This is a genomic window from Microbacterium istanbulense (genome assembly GCF_037204145.1).
GTDB classification, from domain to species: Bacteria; Actinomycetota; Actinomycetes; order Actinomycetales; family Microbacteriaceae; genus Microbacterium; species Microbacterium istanbulense.
This window is the reverse complement of record NZ_JBBDGN010000003.1, coordinates 11,927-28,165: the sequence shown is the minus strand read 5'-3', so window position 1 is coordinate 28,165 and position 16,239 is coordinate 11,927. Positions and strand designations below refer to the sequence as shown.

At 69.0% G+C, this 16,239-nt stretch carries 13 protein-coding genes and 2 riboswitches; of the genes, 5 read left to right on the top strand and 8 right to left on the bottom strand.

Features of this window, described 5'->3' with window-relative positions; all coding sequences use genetic code 11:
* Nucleotides 1–57: 57 nt before the first annotated feature.
* Nucleotides 58–864: a CPBP family intramembrane glutamic endopeptidase gene (locus tag WDU93_RS04880; RefSeq protein ID WP_337318158.1), complete on the top strand. Its 807-nt coding sequence runs from the start codon at nucleotides 58–60 to the stop codon at nucleotides 862–864.
* A gap of 22 nt (nucleotides 865–886) precedes the next feature.
* On the opposite strand, the gene WDU93_RS04875 is transcribed toward WDU93_RS04880, so the two are convergent.
* From WDU93_RS04875 to gcvT, 8 genes are all read right to left on the bottom strand, one after another.
* Entirely contained in the window at nucleotides 887–1,453 is a 567-nt protein-coding gene (locus WDU93_RS04875; RefSeq protein WP_337318156.1) for a PH domain-containing protein, read from the bottom strand.
* On the bottom strand, nucleotides 1,450–3,135 hold the full coding sequence (locus WDU93_RS04870; protein WP_337318153.1) for an ABC transporter ATP-binding protein: 1,686 nt from the start codon (nucleotides 3,133–3,135) through the stop codon (nucleotides 1,450–1,452). Before WDU93_RS04870 ends, WDU93_RS04875 begins: the two co-directional genes overlap by 4 nt.
* Complete coding sequence (locus WDU93_RS04865; protein ID WP_337318150.1) at nucleotides 3,132–4,076, bottom strand: ABC transporter permease; 945 nt, start codon at nucleotides 4,074–4,076, stop codon at nucleotides 3,132–3,134. The genes WDU93_RS04870 and WDU93_RS04865 overlap by 4 nt, the downstream gene beginning before the upstream one ends.
* Nucleotides 4,069–4,995 carry an ABC transporter permease gene (locus tag WDU93_RS04860; protein ID WP_337318148.1) on the bottom strand — a complete coding sequence of 309 codons (927 nt, stop codon included), beginning with the start codon at nucleotides 4,993–4,995 and terminating at the stop codon, nucleotides 4,069–4,071. Before WDU93_RS04860 ends, WDU93_RS04865 begins: the two co-directional genes overlap by 8 nt.
* A 102-nt stretch (nucleotides 4,996–5,097) precedes the next feature.
* Nucleotides 5,098–6,732: a peptide ABC transporter substrate-binding protein gene (locus WDU93_RS04855; protein ID WP_337318145.1), complete on the bottom strand. Its 1,635-nt coding sequence runs from the start codon at nucleotides 6,730–6,732 to the stop codon at nucleotides 5,098–5,100.
* Between the two features lie 193 nt (nucleotides 6,733–6,925).
* Nucleotides 6,926–9,784 (bottom strand): aminomethyl-transferring glycine dehydrogenase, encoded by a 2,859-nt coding sequence (gene gcvP / locus WDU93_RS04850; RefSeq protein WP_420064041.1) that lies wholly within the window; start codon nucleotides 9,782–9,784, stop codon nucleotides 6,926–6,928.
* 61 nt (nucleotides 9,785–9,845) lie between these two features.
* On the bottom strand, nucleotides 9,846–10,223 hold the full coding sequence (gene gcvH, locus WDU93_RS04845; RefSeq protein WP_337318141.1) for a glycine cleavage system protein GcvH: 378 nt from the start codon (nucleotides 10,221–10,223) through the stop codon (nucleotides 9,846–9,848).
* The gene (gene gcvT, locus WDU93_RS04840) at nucleotides 10,220–11,326 is read right to left on the bottom strand and encodes a glycine cleavage system aminomethyltransferase GcvT (RefSeq protein WP_337318138.1); all 1,107 of its coding nucleotides are present in this window, start codon (nucleotides 11,324–11,326) and stop codon (nucleotides 10,220–10,222) included. Before gcvT ends, gcvH begins: the two co-directional genes overlap by 4 nt.
* A gap of 50 nt (nucleotides 11,327–11,376) precedes the next feature.
* Nucleotides 11,377–11,494: riboswitch (glycine riboswitch) on the bottom strand.
* A riboswitch (glycine riboswitch) is annotated at nucleotides 11,495–11,589 on the bottom strand.
* Between the two features lie 105 nt (nucleotides 11,590–11,694).
* On the opposite strand from gcvT, the gene WDU93_RS04835 reads away from it, so the two are divergent.
* The 4 genes from WDU93_RS04835 to nadC all read left to right on the top strand — a co-directional run bounded on the left by WDU93_RS04835 (nucleotide 11,695) and on the right by nadC (nucleotide 16,239).
* Nucleotides 11,695–12,318, top strand: a complete 624-nt coding sequence (locus WDU93_RS04835; protein WP_337318466.1) for an NUDIX hydrolase — start codon at nucleotides 11,695–11,697, stop codon at nucleotides 12,316–12,318.
* Nucleotides 12,319–12,566: 248 nt separating this feature from the next.
* The gene (gene nadA, locus WDU93_RS04830; RefSeq protein ID WP_337318136.1) at nucleotides 12,567–13,886 is read left to right on the top strand and encodes a quinolinate synthase NadA; all 1,320 of its coding nucleotides are present in this window, start codon (nucleotides 12,567–12,569) and stop codon (nucleotides 13,884–13,886) included.
* Nucleotides 13,886–15,388 carry an L-aspartate oxidase gene (gene nadB / locus WDU93_RS04825; protein ID WP_337318133.1) on the top strand — a complete coding sequence of 501 codons (1,503 nt, stop codon included), beginning with the start codon at nucleotides 13,886–13,888 and terminating at the stop codon, nucleotides 15,386–15,388. Before nadA ends, nadB begins: the two co-directional genes overlap by 1 nt.
* The gene (gene nadC, locus WDU93_RS04820) at nucleotides 15,388–16,239 is read left to right on the top strand and encodes a carboxylating nicotinate-nucleotide diphosphorylase (protein WP_337318131.1); all 852 of its coding nucleotides are present in this window, start codon (nucleotides 15,388–15,390) and stop codon (nucleotides 16,237–16,239) included. Before nadB ends, nadC begins: the two co-directional genes overlap by 1 nt.

Sequence of the window (16,239 nt, the reverse complement as noted above, 5' to 3'; positions counted from 1 at the left end):
TCCAGGATAACGCACGGTCAGAGCAGGTTCCTGAGCACCCGTCGTACGATCGGGAACGTGACCAGTCGACCCGCCCCGGCATCCGACCCGCTGGATAGCCGCTCCCCCAGCCCGACACGGCTGTGGTGGGAGATCGCGATCGTCCTGGCACTGAGCCTCGGACAGTCCGCCGTCTACTCCATCGTGCAGCTCGCCTACCGGCTCACCGACACGACACCGCTGGCCGAGCAGACCACGACGCTGAACCCCTCGCGAAGCGACCGCGAGCTGTTCGACCTCATCTATCAGGTGCTCTCGATCGGCTTCGCGCTGGTGCCGGTGCTGCTGGTGTGCTTCCTGCTGTGGCGTTCCTCCCGCCCGCACCTGGGCGCACTGGGACTCGACGGCACGAAGCCCGGTCGCGACATCGGCTCGGGCGTGCTGCTCGTGCTCGCCATCGGCATCCCCGGCCTCGGACTGTACCTGGCCGGACGCGCCCTGGGCCTGTTCGTCGCGGTGAACCCCGGCGGGCTCGACGCGCACTGGTGGACGGTGCCGATCCTGCTGCTATCGGCGGCACGCGCCTCGCTCGTCGAGGAGGTCATCGTGCTCGGCTACCTGTTCGCGCGGCTGCGCCTGCTCGGCTGGGGGCCCTGGCCGATCATCATCGCCACGTCGATCCTGCGGGCCAGCTACCACCTGTATCAGGGCCCTGGCGCGTTCATCGGCAACCTCGCGATGGGCCTGCTGTTCGGCTGGTTGTACGCGCGCTCCGGGCGACTACTGCCGTTCCTCGTCGCGCACTTCGTCATCGACGCGACCGCGTTCGTCGGTTACCCGTGGGCGGCGGCGACCTGGCCCGCCCTGTTCGGCCTGCCCGGCTGAACAGACAGCGCGAGAACCCGGTTCAGCGGGTGATGAGGATCGCCGTGATCGCCCAGATCACGATGATCGCGAGTGCTGCCAGCGCCGGCCAGTCCCAGCTGCGGCTGATCGGGGCGTCGGCGTCATCGGGCGCCGCCTGCCAGCGCTCCCGGATCTCGTCCAGCACACGGATGCCACGAGGGACGGATGCTCCCGCATCCTCGTCGCCACGCGGCGCGCGCGCCGGGCGCGAGCGGGCGGGGCCGCCCATGGCGGTCACATCGGTGCCGTCCATGAGGGTGAACACGAGCTGCCACTTCAGGTCGATGTCGCGCACGCGATCCCACCCGAACGACGTCACGCGCAGCAGGTTCGTCACCCGCGCACCGCGGGCATCGACCACCACCGAGGAGACATAACTGAGCTCATAGACGATCCACACCGCCAGCAGCACCCAGGGGGCGATCAGCAGGGTCTGCACGATGCCCGCGCGCACGAGGGCGTCGACGAGCATCACGATCGCCATGATGACGACCAGGACGAGCACCACGCGCCCCGAGACCGGACGGTAGGTCCGGCCCCGGGGCGCGTCGGTGGAGGCGTCGCTCACGCGCCGCGGCCTCCCAGTTCGATGGAGGCACCGGGGATGGCTGCGAGCAGCCGCTCGGTGTACTCCTGCTGCGGGTTGGCGAAGATCTCGTCGACCGTGCCCTGCTCGACGACGCGCCCCTTCTCCATCACGCAGACGAGGTCGCTCGATACGCGCACGACGGCGAGGTCGTGCGTGATGAACAGGTAGGTCAGGCCGAGATCGGACTGCAGATCGGCGAGCAGCTGCAGGATCTGGTCCTGCACCAGCACGTCGAGAGCCGAGACCGCCTCGTCGAGCACGACGATGTCGGGCTTGAGCGCCAGCGCACGGGCGATCGCCACGCGCTGCCGCTGTCCACCGGACAGCTCGTTCGGGTACCGGGTCATCAGCGCGCGCGGCAGCGAGACCTGGTCGAGCAGCTCGCCGACCCGTTCGCGCTGCGCCTTGGCATCGCCGACCTTGTGGATCTGCAGCGGCTCGGCGATCGTGTTGCCGATATTGCGCAGCGGGTCCAGCGAGCCGTACGGGTCCTGGAACACCGGCTGCATCCGCCGCCGCATCCCGAACGCCTGCGCGTTCGACAGCCGCGAGATGTTCGTGCCGTCGATCTCGATCGACCCCGAGGTGGGGTCTTCGAGCTTGAGCACCATCTTCGCCACCGTGGACTTGCCCGAGCCGGACTCGCCGACGAGCGCCAGCGTCTTGCCCCGAGGGATCTCAAACGAGACGTTGTCGACCGCGCGGAACGGCTCGCTGCGGAAGTTGCCCTGGCGGATCTTGTATTCCTTGACCAGGTCGGTCACGCGCACCGTCGGCGGAATGTCGGCGAGATCCTCGATGGTCTCCACACCGCGCTCCTCGACGACCGCCTGGATCCGCTGCGAGGCGAGGCTGGGCGCCGCGGCGACCAGACGCTTCGTGTACGGATGCTGCGGGTCCTCGAGGATCTGCCGGCTGGGACCGGCCTCGACGATGTTGCCGCCGTTCATCACGATGATCTTCTCGGCGCGCTCAGCGGCGAGGCCGAGGTCGTGCGTGATGAGCAGCACGGCAGTGCCGCGCTCACGGGTGAGGCTCGCCATGTGGTCGAGGATCACCCGCTGCACGGTCACGTCGAGCGCCGAGGTCGGCTCGTCGGCGATGAGCAGTTTCGGATCGGCGGCGAGGCCGATACCGATCAACGCGCGCTGACGCATACCGCCGGAGAACTGATGCGGGTACTGGTGCAGACGCTTCTCGGCATCGGCGAGACCGGCCTGCTTGAGCACCTCCACGGCTCGCTCGGTGACGGCTGCCCGCCCCTTGGCGATGCCGTTGGCGCGCACGGCTTCCTTCACCTGGAAGCCGATGCTCCACACCGGGTTGAGGCTCGACATCGGATCCTGCGGCACGAAGCCGATGTCACGGCCGCGCACCTTCTCGATCTCGTGGCGGCTGAGCGTGGTCAGCTCACGTCCATCCAGCGTGACGGACCCGTTCGTGATCGTGCCGGTGCCGGGAAGCAGGTTGACGATGGCGGTGGCCGTCGTCGACTTGCCCGAGCCCGACTCGCCCACGATCGCCAGGGTCTCCCCGGCGTACAGGTCGAACGTGACGCCGTGCAGCACCTCGTTCAGACCCTTCTCGCCGCGGAAGGCGACCTTGAGGTCACGGACGCTGAGGACCGGCGCCTCGCCGGGGTTACGAGTGGTGTCGCTCATCGGCGGGCCCTCGCCTTCGGGTCGATGGCGTCTCGGATGAGCTCGCCGAGGGTCACGAACGCCAGCACCGCGAGGGTCAGGGCGATCGACGGATAGATCAGAGCCATCGGCGCGACGCGGAGCGAGCTCTGCGCCTTGCTGATGTCCAGACCCCACGACATGACGTCACCGGGGAGTCCGACACCGAGGAACGACAACGTCGCCTCCGCCACGATCGATGCCGCAAGGCTCAGCGTGGTGACCACGAGCAGCGGGGCGATCGCGTTGGGGATGACGTGCGTGATCAGCGTGCCGAACTTCGAGCGACCCAGGGCGCGGGAGGCCATGACGTAGTCGGCCTGCCGCACACGCAGGATCTCGGCGCGCACGACACGTGCCGTGGATGCCCAGGCGAAGCCACCGATCGCGAGCGCGAGCACCCACACCGTGCGGTACTCACGGAACACGGTCATCACCACCACGGCGGCGAGGATGTACGGGATCGCGAAGAAGATGTCGCCCACGCGGGAGAGCACCGAGTCGAGCCAGCCGCCGTAGAAGCCGGCCAGGGCGCCCATGATGAGGCCGAGGATCGACGAGATCGCCGTGGCGATGAGGCCAACCGCGAGCGAGGTGCGGGCACCCCACACGATCCGGGCATAGATGTCGCAGCCCTGGAACGTGAAGCCGAGCGGGTGACCGTCGGTCGGGCCGCCGTTGCTGTTGGCCAGCTCACAGCCGTCGTTCGGCGCCACCTGGGTGAACAGCGTGGGCCACAGTGCCATGACGAGGAAGAACAGCGCCAGGACGACCGAGAACCAGAACATGGGGCGGCGGCGCAGGTCGTTCCACGCGTCACGCCACAGGTTGCTGGGCTTCTCGGCGACACGGACGGCGTCGACCGCGATGGACTGGGTCTCGACGGGAGCGACGAAGTGCTTTTGAGTCGAGGGATCAGACATAACGAATCCTTGGATCGAGCAGACCGTAGAGCAGGTCGATGAGCAGGTTCACCAGCACGTAGAGGATCACGAACACGGTGACGAACGACACCACTGTCGGTCCCTCACCGCGACGGATCGCCTCGAACAGCGTGTTGCCGACACCGGGCACGTTGAAGATTCCCTCGGTGACGGTGGCGCCGACCAGCAGCACACCGAAGTTGGTGGCCGAGTTGGTGATGACCGGGATGAGCGAGTTGCGCAGCACGTGCACGGGGATGACGCGGCGACGCGGCAGCCCCTTGCTGTAGGCGGTACGCACCCAGTCCTGGTTGAGCGTGTCGATCACCGAGCTGCGCATGAGCCGCATGCTCACGGCGTACAGGCTGAAGCCGAGCACGATGGCAGGAAGCCACAGGCCTCCCCACCCGTTGTCCGCACCGACCGTGGGCTTGAACCAGCCCCACTGGATGGCGAGGAAGTACTGGGCGAGGAACGCGACGACAAAGATCGGGATGGCGATCGCGATGAGCGCGATGATCAACGACACGTTGTCGAAGAGCTTGCCCTTGCGCAGCGCCGAGATGGTGCCGATGATGATCGCCAGTGTGAACTCGATGCCGATCGCCATGACGGCCAGTCGCCCGGTGACGGGCAGCGTCGCACCGAGCACGTCGGCGACCGAACGGCCGGAGTAGGTGGTGCCGAGATCACCCTGCAGCACACCGGTGATGTAGTACCAGTACTGCACGAGGAACGGCTGGTCGAGGTGGTACTGCTGACGCAGCTGCTCGAGCACGGCGGGGTTGGGGGTGCGCTCGCCGAACAGCGCGAGGAGGGGGTCGCCAGGCATGGCGAACACCAGGAAGTAGATGAGCAGGGTGGCTCCGAAGAAGACCGGAATCACCTGCAGAAGACGTCTCAGGATGTAACCGAGCATCCGCTGTCCCTTCGTCGGGTGGCTGAGAAAGCGTGACAGACACAGCCCTGAGGCGGTGACGGGGTTACCGTCACCGCCTCAGGGGTGAGTTCAGGTCGCTCTTTACTCAGCGGCCTTCGTGATCTCGTGGAACAGCGGCACAGAGTTCCAGCCGAACGTCACGTTGTCGACGTTCTCGCTGAAGCCACCGGTCACGTTCGAGTACCACAGCGGGATGGCGGGCAGGTCCTTGAAGAGAACCTCCTGAGCCTTCGTGAAGTCCTCGAGCTGCGCGGCAGCGTCCGGGTTGCTGATACCGGCCGAGATGAGGTCGTCGAACTCGGCGCTGGAGTAGTCACCGTCGTTCGAGCCGGCACCGGTCGCGTAGAGCGGTCCGAGGAAGTTGTACAGACCCGGGTAGTCTGCCTGCCAGCCGGAGCGAGCCGCGGTGGTGATGGTGCGGTCGTTCACCTTGGTACGCAGGTCCTGGAAGGTCGGGTACGGATCGCCCGATGCCTCGATGCCGAGCGTGTTCTTGATCTGGTTGGTCACCGCGTCGACCCAGGCGTCGTGCCCACCGTCGGCGTTGTAAGCGATCTTGAACTCGCCCTCCCACGGGGAGATGGCGTCGGCCTCGGCCCACAGTTCCTTGGCCTTCTCGGGGTCGTACTGCAGGACCTCGTTGCCCGGGATGGAGTCCGACCAACCGTCGATCACCGGCGAGGTGAAGTCGGATGCCGGGGTGCGGGTGCCGGAGAAGATCGTCTCGGTGATCTCTTCACGGTTGATGGCCATCGACAGCGCCTGGCGACGCAGCTTGCCCTCTTCGCCGTCGAAGTGCGGGAGGAACTGACCGATCGTGTACGACTGGAACACGGCCGCCGGCTGGTTGACAGCGCGGTCGCCGAGCTCGTCCTCGAAGGTGGCCAGCGCGTTGGTCGGGATGGCGTCGATGACGTCGACCTCGTTCGACTGCAGGTCGGCGTATGCGGCCTCCTGCGTGGCGTAGAACTTGATGGTCAGACCACCGTTGGCCGGCTTGCGGTCGCCCTGGTAGTCGTCGTTGCGGACCAGGTCGATCTGCACGTCGTGCTGCCAGGCGTCGGCACCGTCGATCATGTACGGGCCGTTGCCGATCGGGTTCTGACCGAAGGCCTCCATGTCCTCGAACGCGACGTCCGGGAGCGGGTAGAAGGCCGAGTAGCCCAGGCGCAGAGCGAAGTCCGAGGCGGGCTTGTTCAGCGCGATCGTGAAGGTGTAGTCGTCGACGACCTCAAGACCGGTGAGCTCCGAGTCCTCTTCCCAGCTGAAGCCCTCGATGTCCTCGAAGAAGTAGCTCGACAGCTGAGCGTTGGAGAGCTTGGCGCCCTCGTTCCACGCCTTGGTGAAGTTGTCTGCCGTGACCTCTTCACCGTTGGTGAAGGTCTGGCCCTTCTTCAGCTTGACCGTGAGGTGCTGCGGGTCGTCGGTGATGATCTCCTCGGCCATGTCGTTGACCGGAGCGCCGTCGCCGTCGTAGTAGATCAGGCCGGCGAAGATGTTGTCGAGGATCTTGCCGCCGCCGACCTCGTTGGTGTTGGTCGGGATCAGCGGGTTCTCGGGCTCGCTGCCGTTCGTGGTGATGATCGCATCGGGATCGGCTGCAGCTGCATCTCCGGTGTCACCGGTGTTGCCGCCGCCGCTCGTGCAGCCGGCGAGCGCGAGCGCGCCGATTGCGAACAGGCCGACACCCGCGAGGGTGATCTTGTTTCGCTTCACTGTGTTTCCTCCTGTGGGAACAAGGTGGCAGGCGCTCGTCGTCGAACGCACTGTCAATGTGTCGAGGCTAATCGCCACACGGGTAGATGGGGCATCCCGTTAATGAACCGTTACTGAGTCGAGTCCTGAATGCGACAGAAGGCGCCCGTCTGAACTCACTCAGACGGGCGCCTTCGGGTCAGCGCGATTCAGCTCAGGCGAATGCTTCCACCGGAGGGCAGGCGCACACGAGGTTGCGGTCACCGTAGGCCTGGTCGATCCGGCGCACCGGGGGCCAGTACTTGCCGGCGATGAGCGCGTGCACGGGATAGGCGGCCTCTTCCCGGGTGTACGGGTGGGTCCACTCCCCTGCGATGAGCGACACCGCGGTGTGCGGCGCGTTCACGAGCGGGTTGTCGTCGGCGGGCCAGCGGCCCTCGGCGGTGGCATCCGCCTCGGCCTTGATCATGATCATCGCTTCGATGAACCGCTCGATCTCGCCGAGGTCCTCGGATTCGGTGGGTTCGACCATGAGCGTGCCCGCGACCGGGAACGACATGGTCGGTGCGTGGAATCCGAAGTCGATCAGTCGCTTGGCGACGTCGTCGACCGAGATGCCGGTGGCCTCCTTGAGCGGGCGGAGGTCGAGGATGCACTCGTGCGCCACCCGGCCGTTCTCACCGGTGTACAGCACGGGGTAGTGCCCACGCAGACGCTCGGCGATGTAGTTGGCGGAGAGCACTGCGGCAGCGGTCGCGTCGCGCAGGCCGGCCGCGCCCATCATGCGCACGTACGCCCACGAGATCGGCAGGATGCCGGCGGAGCCGTACGGTGCCGCCGACACCGGTCCCCCGGCGAACGTGAAGCCGCCGGCGTGCACGTCGCTCTGCGCGAGCGGGTGCGAGGGCAGGTGCGGTGCGAGGTGCGCCTTGGCCGCCACGGGACCCACACCGGGACCACCACCACCGTGCGGGATGGCGAAGGTCTTGTGCAGGTTGAGGTGCGAGACATCACCGCCGAGGTCACCGAAGCGCGCGAAGCCGAGCAGCGCGTTGAGGTTCGCGCCGTCGACGTACACCTGGCCGCCGGCCTCGTGCACGGCCGAGGTGATCTCGACGACGTCCTGCTCGTACACGCCGTGGGTCGACGGGTAGGTGATCATCAGCGCCGCAAGCTCGTCGGCGTTCGCCGCGATCTTCGCGCGCAGGTCGTCGAGGTCGACGTTGCCCAGGTCATCGCAGGCGACGACGACGACCTTCATGCCGGCCAGCACCGCCGAGGCGGCATTGGTGCCGTGCGCCGACGACGGGATCAGGCACACGGTACGCTGCTCGTCGCCGTTGGCCAGGTGGTAGCCACGGATCGCGAGCAGCCCGGCCAGCTCACCCTGGGAGCCGGCGTTCGGCTGCAGTGAGACGGCGTCGTACCCGGTCACCTCGGCCAGCCACGCCTCGAGCTGGTCGATGAGCTGCAGGTAGCCGCCCACGTCGCTCGCGGGGGCGAAGGGGTGGATGCCTGCGAACTCGGGCCAGGTGATGGCCGCCATCTCGGTGGCGGCGTTGAGCTTCATGGTGCACGAGCCGAGTGGGATCATGCCGCGGTCGAGCGCGTAGTCGCGGTCGGCGAGGCACTTCAGGTACCGCATCATGGCCGTCTCGGAGCGGTGCACGTGGAACACCGGGTGCGTCAGGTACTCGTCCTGTCGCAGCAGCCCCTCCGGGAGCGCCCCGGTGGAACCCGCGCCGAAGAGACCGAAGACGCGCTCCTGCTGGCCGCCGAAGAGCACGGCGACGCGGTGCAGCGTGGTGATGTCGGTGGTCTCGTCGACCGAGATGCCGATGGTGTCGGCGTCGACCTGGCGCAGCAGGATGCCTGCGTCATCGTGCGCGCGGCCCACGATCTCGGCGGCGCGGCCGGGCACGCGCACCTCGATCGTGTCGAAGAACGCCTCGTGGGCGACCTCGACGCCGGCCTCGACCAGCCAGTCGCGCAGCAGCGCCGCGCGCTGCGCGACGCCGGAGGCGATCGCGCGCAGTCCATCCGGGCCGTGGTAGACCGCGTACATCGCGGCCATCACGGCCAGCAGCACCTGAGCGGTGCAGATGTTCGAGGTGGCCTTCTCGCGGCGGATGTGCTGTTCGCGCGTCTGCAGCGACAGCCGGTAGGCGGGCTTGCCGTCGGCATCCACCGAGACACCGACAAGGCGACCGGGCAGCTGACGCTCCAGGCCCGAGCGCACGGCCATGTACCCGGCGTGCGGGCCGCCGAAGCCCATCGGCACGCCGAAGCGCTGCGTGGTGCCCACGGCGACGTCGGCACCGAGCGACCCCGGCGAGGCGATCAGGGTGAGCGCGAGCAGGTCGGCGGCGACGATCGCCAGGCCACCGGCGAGGTGCGCCGCTTCGATCACCGCACTCGGGTCCCAGATGCGACCGGAGGCTGCCGGGTACTGCACGAACACGCCGAACAGCTCGGCCGGCAGCTCCGCGCCGCCGGCAAGGTCACGTTCGAGGAGCTCGATGCCCAGCGCCTCGGCACGGGTGTGCAGCAGCGCCTTGGTCTGCGGGAAGGCCCCGGCATCCACGACGAACACGTTGGTCGTGGCGCGGGATGCCCGGCGGGCGAGCAGCATTCCCTCGGCCACGGCGGTGGACTCGTCGAGCATCGACGCGTTCGCCGTGCTCAGGCCGGTGAGGTCGGCCACCATCGTCTGGAAGTTGATCAGCGCTTCCAGGCGCCCCTGCGAGATCTCGGGCTGATAGGGCGTGTACGCCGTGTACCAGGACGGGTTCTCGAGCACGTTGCGCTGGATCACGCTGGGGGTGATCGTGCCGTAGTAGCCCAGGCCGATCATCGGGGTGTTCACGGTGTTGCATGCGGCGAGCGCACGCAGCTCGGCCAGCGCCTCGGCCTCAGAGGCCGCGACCGGGATGACCGAGTCCTCATTCGCCGACGGGTCGGTGTAGATCGAACCAGGCACAGCCTGACGCATCAGCGATTCCAGCGCGTCCTGGGTCGATGAACCGTCCTCCTGGGTCGCTGAGCCTGTCGAAGCGCCCAGCGCGGACAGCATCCGGTCCTGGTCGGAGGAGGTGATTCCGATGTGACGATCGGCGAAAGAGACCACTGCGGGATCAGCCCTCCGTGAGTGCGACGTAGCCGTCGCGGTCCAACAGTCCGTCGAGGGCGCCCTCGGCGACCTCGACCTTGATCAGCCAGCCGTCCGCGAACGGTGCGGCGTTGACGAGAGCGGGGTCGGCGACGACATCCTCGTTGATCTCGACGACGACGCCGGCGACGGGCGCGTAGAGCTCGCCGACCGACTTCGTCGACTCGATCTCGCCGACGACGGCGCCGGCGGCGATCTCGGTGCCGACGGCGGGCAGCTCGACGAAGACGACGTCACCGAGCTTCTCGGCGGCGTAGTCGGTGATGCCGACGGTCACGACTCCGCCGTCGCCGGCGATCCATTCGTGCTCTTCGGTGTAGCGCAGGGCGGTGAGATCGGTCATTTCTTCCTCCGGTAGAAGGGCAGGGCGGTCACGGTCGCGGGGATCTTCGTCCCCCGCACATCCAGGAATACTGCGGTTCCCTCGTCAGCAGAAGAGGGATCGACGAAGGCCATCGCGATCGGGTGGCCAAGCGTCGGGCTCAGAGCGCCGCTGGTGATCTCACCGAGGGCGGTGCCGTCTTCGGCGACCACGGCGTAGCCGGCGCGGCCCGCGCGGCGCCCCTCGGCGACGAGGCCGACGAGCACCGGCGCGTCGGCGGCGGCATCCGTCGCCCCCTGGCCGACGAAACGCTCCTTGTCGGTCACCACGACGCGACCGAGACCCGCCTGGGCCGGCTTGGTCTCGAGCGACAGCTCGTGGCCGTAGAGCGGCATGCCGGCCTCGAGGCGCAGCGTGTCGCGAGCGGCGAGCCCGGCGGGTACGAGACCGTGCGCGGTGCCGGCGGCGCTGACGGCGTCCCACAGGGCGGTCGCGTCGGCGGCCCGGACGAGCAGCTCGAAGCCGTCCTCGCCGGTGTACCCCGTGCGGGCCAGCAGCAGCGGCTCGCCCTGGAAACGTGCGGATGCCCAGGCGTAGTACTTCTGCTCGGACCACGGGATGCTGACCTCGTCGATGCCCGCGGTGGCCGCGAGGATGGCCTCAGCGGCGGGGCCCTGCACGGCGATGAGCGCATAGTCGTCGGAGACGTCGACGACGGTGACCGCGAAGCCGTCGGTGCGGGCGGCGAGCGCCTCGCGCACCGCGTCGCGGTTGCCGGCGTTCGAGATGATCAAGTAGTCGTCGTCCTGCATCCGGTACACGATGACGTCGTCGACGATGCCGCCGTCTTCGGTGAGCAGGAGCGAGTACTTCGCCTTGCCGACGGTCATCGCCGAGAGGCGGCCGGCCAGCGCGTAGTCGAGGTAGGCGGCGGCGTCGGCGCCGCGCACCGTGAACTCGGCCATGTGCGAGATGTCGAAGATGCCCGCGGCCTCACGCACCGCGTGGTGCTCGGCGAGGTCGGACGTGTAGCGCACCGGCATCTGCCAGCCACCGAAATCGGTGAAGGATGCGCCGAGCGCCTCGTGGCGCTCGCGGAGCGGGGTGTAGCGGTCTTCGGTCACGGAGTTCTCCCGGTCGGATCGGGCGGGGCGGCGGCGGTGCCGTTCCCTGGAACTCCCCCTCTGTCATGGGCCTGAGAGTTTCGCTCCCACGTCGACCGACTCGAGGAGTCGCTGACGCCGGGTGCTTTCACCGTCGGCGGATGCCGGAGCATCACTTTTCAGAGTGGCCTGAGCTTCGCGGTACGCGTACCTGAGAGATTGGCGGGGAGGCTTGCTCCTTCGGTGCCCGGCTGCATTCACCGGAGCTCTCCCGCGAGGCTCGTTTGGCCTGTGTTCGGTTAGGCCTCCAGCATAGCGGCACGCGCCGACCCCCTAGGCTCGTCGGTGTGAAAGGCAGCCAGGGCGAACAGGATGCGATCCGCGTGGCGGTGTCGACCGTGATTTTCTCGCTCCGCTCGGCGGCGGACGGCGACCGGCTGATGCTGCCCCTCGTGCGGCGCACACGCGAACCGCATTTGGGCATGTGGGCCCTGCCTGGCGGGTGGCTGGACGTGGCCGAGAACCTCGATGATGCAGCCGCGCGCACCCTCGCGGAGACCACTGCCCTCGCGCCCAGCTACCTCGAACAGCTGTATACCTTCGGCGACGTGGACCGCGCGCCCAGCCGAACGATCTCGATCGTGTACTGGGCGCTGTTGCGGTCCGACCTCGTGGACGCCCAGCGGGCGGTCGCCGATGCGCCGGAGAACGTCGAATGGTTCGACGTGGATGCCCTCCCCGAGCTCGCCTTCGACCACCGCCGGATCGCCGAGTACGCGTTGTGGCGTCTGCGCAACAAGGTCGGATACAGCCGGATCGCCGCGGGCCTGCTGCCCGACGCCTTCACCCTGACCGAGCTGCGCGAGGTGTACGAGGCGGTACTCGGGCGGCGACTGGACCCGTCGAACTTCCGCCGTCTGCTGGAGGGCTCGGACGAACTCGTGCCAACGGACTCGTTCCGCACCGGCAAGCACCGGCCCGCCCGGCTCTACCGCTACAACGCCGACGCCTGACCCCCGCACGCTCGTCGGTCCCTGAGCGAGGCCGCCGCAGGCGCCCGAGACGAAGGGCCCTGAGCACCCGTTGGGTCCCTGAGCCTGTCGAAGGACCCTGAGCACCCGTTGGGTCCCTGAGCCTGTCGAAGGGCCCTGAGCCTGTCGAAGGTCCCTGAGCCTGTCGAAGGGCATCTTGCACTTCTGGTCAGATCGACATAATCTGATCCCGCACACTAAGTGTCGAAGTGACCAGAAGGCGGCGCCCGATGCCCACGTCCACTCTCCCGTTCCCGACGGTCGACCCGTCGGTCGACCACGCGATCCAGGCGATCGTGGCCGGCGCCTCGACGGACGCCACGTGCAGCACCGACCTCGCGGCCGGCCCCTGGGACTTCGACATCCGCCCGGGGTACGGCCCCGGCTCGTCGATGGGCGACGTGATCCCCACCGGCGCACCGCGCCAGGGCGAGCTCCCCGCCGCGTATCGCGAGGCCGACGAGGCTGAACTGCACGCACGCATCCGCGCCGCCAAGCAGACCCTCGGCGACCGTGTCGTCATCCTCGGCCACTTCTACCAGCGCGATGAGGTGGTCACGCACGCCGACTACGTGGGCGACTCGTTCCAGCTCGCCACTGCGGCCAAGGGACGCACCGACGCCGAGGCGATCGTGTTCTGCGGCGTGCACTTCATGGCCGAGACCGCCGATCTGCTCTCCAGCCCCGACCAGGCAGTGATCCTGCCCAACCTCGCCGCCGGATGCTCGATGGCCGACATGGCCGACATCGACCAGGTCGAGGAGTGCTGGGAGCAGCTCGCCGACGTGCTCGGCGACCTCGACGCACAAGACGCCGACGGCCGCGTCCCGGTGATCCCCGTCACGTACATGAACTCCTCCGCCGCGATCAAGGGCTTCGTCGGCCGCCACGGCGGCATCGTGTGCACGTCGTCGAACGCGGAGACGGTGCTGGAGTGGGCATTCGCCCGCGGCCGCCGCGTGCTCTTCTTCCCCGATCAGCACCTGGGCCGCAACACCGCCAAGGCCATGGGGGTGCCGCTCGAACGGATGCCGATGTGGAACCCCCGCAAGCCGTTGGGCGGATCCACCGCGGAAGAGCTGGCCGACGCCCAGGTCATCCTCTGGCACGGCTTCTGCTCGGTGCACCGCCGGTTCACGGTCGCGCAGATCGACCAGGCGCGGGCCGAGCACCCCGGCGTACGGGTGATCGTGCACCCCGAGTGCCCGATGGAGGTCGTGGATGCTGCCGACGAGGCCGGATCCACCGACTACATCCGCCGCGCCATCGACGCCGCGACCGAGCCCACGACCTTCGCGATCGGCACAGAGATCAACCTCGTGCGGCGCCTGGCGGCCCAGTACCCGCAGCACGAGATCTTCTGCCTCGACCCGGTGGTGTGCCCCTGCTCGACGATGTACCGCATCCACCCCGGGTACCTCGCCTGGGTGCTCGAAGAACTCGTCGCCGGCCGCACACCCAATCGCATCACCGTCAGCGACGACGTCGCCGCGCCCGCCCGCGTGGCGCTGGAGCGGATGCTCGCCGCCAAGCCCCCGGCGGCGAACTGATGGACGTCATCGTCGTCGGCAGCGGCATCGCCGGCCTGACCGCCGCCCTGCATGCCGACGCCGCAGGGCACCGCGTGCGCGTGGTCACCAAGGATGCCCTGGGCGACGGGTGCACCCCGCTCGCCCAGGGCGGGGTCGCCGGCGTCTACGGCCCCGGCGACTCGCCCCGTCTGCACGCCGAGGACACCCTGACCGCCGGCGCTGGCCTGTCTGACCCGGCCGCCGTCGACGCGCTCGTGACCGACGGCGCGGCCCGCATCGCCGAGCTCATCGCCCGCGGCACCGCGTTCGACCGCCGTCCCGACGGTTCCCTGATGCTCGGCCGCGAAGCCGCACACAGCCATCCTCGCATCGTGCACGCGGGCGGCGACGCCACCGGCGCAGCGATCGCCGCGGCCCTCAGTGCACAGACCCGCGCGAGCGGAGCGGAGGTGATCGAGCACGCCTTCCTCATCGACCTGGTGGTCGAGCACGGTGCCGTGCGCGGCATCCGTGTGCTGCGGCATGAGGAGCCCGAGACGCTCCGGGCGGATGCCGTGATCCTGGCGACCGGCGGCGCCGGCATGCTCTACGCACACACCACCAACGCCCCGGGCACCACCGGCGATGGCATCGCCGCCGCGATCCGTGCCGGTGCGGCCGTGGCCGATCTGGAGTTCATGCAGTTCCACCCGACCGTGCTCGCCGATCCCGCCGGTGGCGCGCCGTTCCTCGTCTCCGAGGCCGTCCGCGGCGAGGGCGCGGTGCTGCGCGACGCCGAGGGGCGCCGGTTCTGCTTCGACGCGCATCCCGACGGGGAGCTCGCCCCGCGCGACGTCGTGGCCCGGGCGATCGCCCGTCGCGCGGCCGAGCAGGGCGCGCCCGTGCGACTGGATGCCACCATGCTCGGCGCCGCGCGCCTGGCATCCCGGTTCCCCACGATCGACCGCGTCACCCGGGCGCGCGGGTTCGACTGGGCGAAGGAGACCCTGCCCGTCACGCCGGCCGCGCACTACCTGATGGGTGGCGTGGTGACCGACCTCGACGGCCGCACGACACTGCCCGGCCTCTTCGCCGTCGGCGAGACCGCCCGCACGGGTGTGCACGGCGCGAATCGGTTGGCATCCAACTCCCTGCTGGAGGGTGCTGTCTTCGGTGCGCGGGCTGCCGCGGCGCTCGACGCGCCCCTCACCGACTGGCCCGCGGCGATGCCCCCCGTCGCCGCGGCGCCTCCCCTCACCGCGGCCGTGCTTCCCGTGCGCCGCGCCGACCTGCAGCAGCTCATGTGGGACAAGGTCGGGTTGCTGCGCGACGATGCCGGGCTGCGAGATGCCGTGGCCCAGCTCGCCCGATGGACCGCGGATGCCGCATCCGCCGACACCGCGCGCACCCGTACCGAGTATGAAGACGCGAATCTGCTGCTGGTCGCCCGCGCCACCGCATCCGCCGCCCTCGCCCGCACCACCTCGGTCGGGGCGCACCACCGCGAACCCGCCGCCGCACCTGCCCTGATCGGAGCCTGATGCTCACCCCCGCTACGCTCACCCGCACTGTCGCGGCGGCTTTGGAGGAGGATGCCCCGTGGGGCGACCTCACCAGCACCACACTGCTGCCGGAAGAGGCCCGTGCCACGGCAGACCTCGTCGCGCGCGAGGCGGGCGTGTTCAGCGGCGGCGAGGTGTTCGCGGCCGCATTCACGCTCACCGATCCGCAGGTGACGGTCGACCTGCACGTCGGCGACGGGGATACCTTCGAGCCCGGCGATGTGCTCGCCTCGGTCACGGGGTCCGCGCGCAGCGTGCTGACCGCCGAGCGCGTCGCGTTGAACTTCGCCCAGCGGCTGAGCGGCATCGCCACCCTGACGGCGGCCTACGTTGCGGCCGTGGCCGGCACCGGGGTGCGCATCGCCGACACCAGAAAGACCACGCCCGGCCTGCGTGCCTTCGAGCGGCACGCCGTGGTGTCGGGCGGCGGCAGCAATCACCGGTACTCCCTGTCGGATGCCGTCATGGCCAAGGACAACCACCTGGCGGTGCTGCGCGCCAGCGGCGCCGACCTGGCGACGTCGCTGCGTGCGGCGTTCTCCCGGTTGCCGCACACGACGCACGTCGTCGTCGAGGTCGATCGTCTCGACCAGATCCCCGCGGTGCTCGACGGCGGTGCGCACACGGTGCTGCTCGACAACTTCGCGATCGCCGACCTGCGCACCGCGGTCGCGCTCATCGGGTCCCGCGCGACCGCGGAGGCCTCCGGCGGCGTGAACCTCGACACGGTGCGGGCGATCGCCGAGACGGGCGTCGACGTCATCTCGGTGGGGGCACTCACCCACTCGGCGCGCGCCCTCGATCTCGGGCTGGACGTGCGGATCGACTGA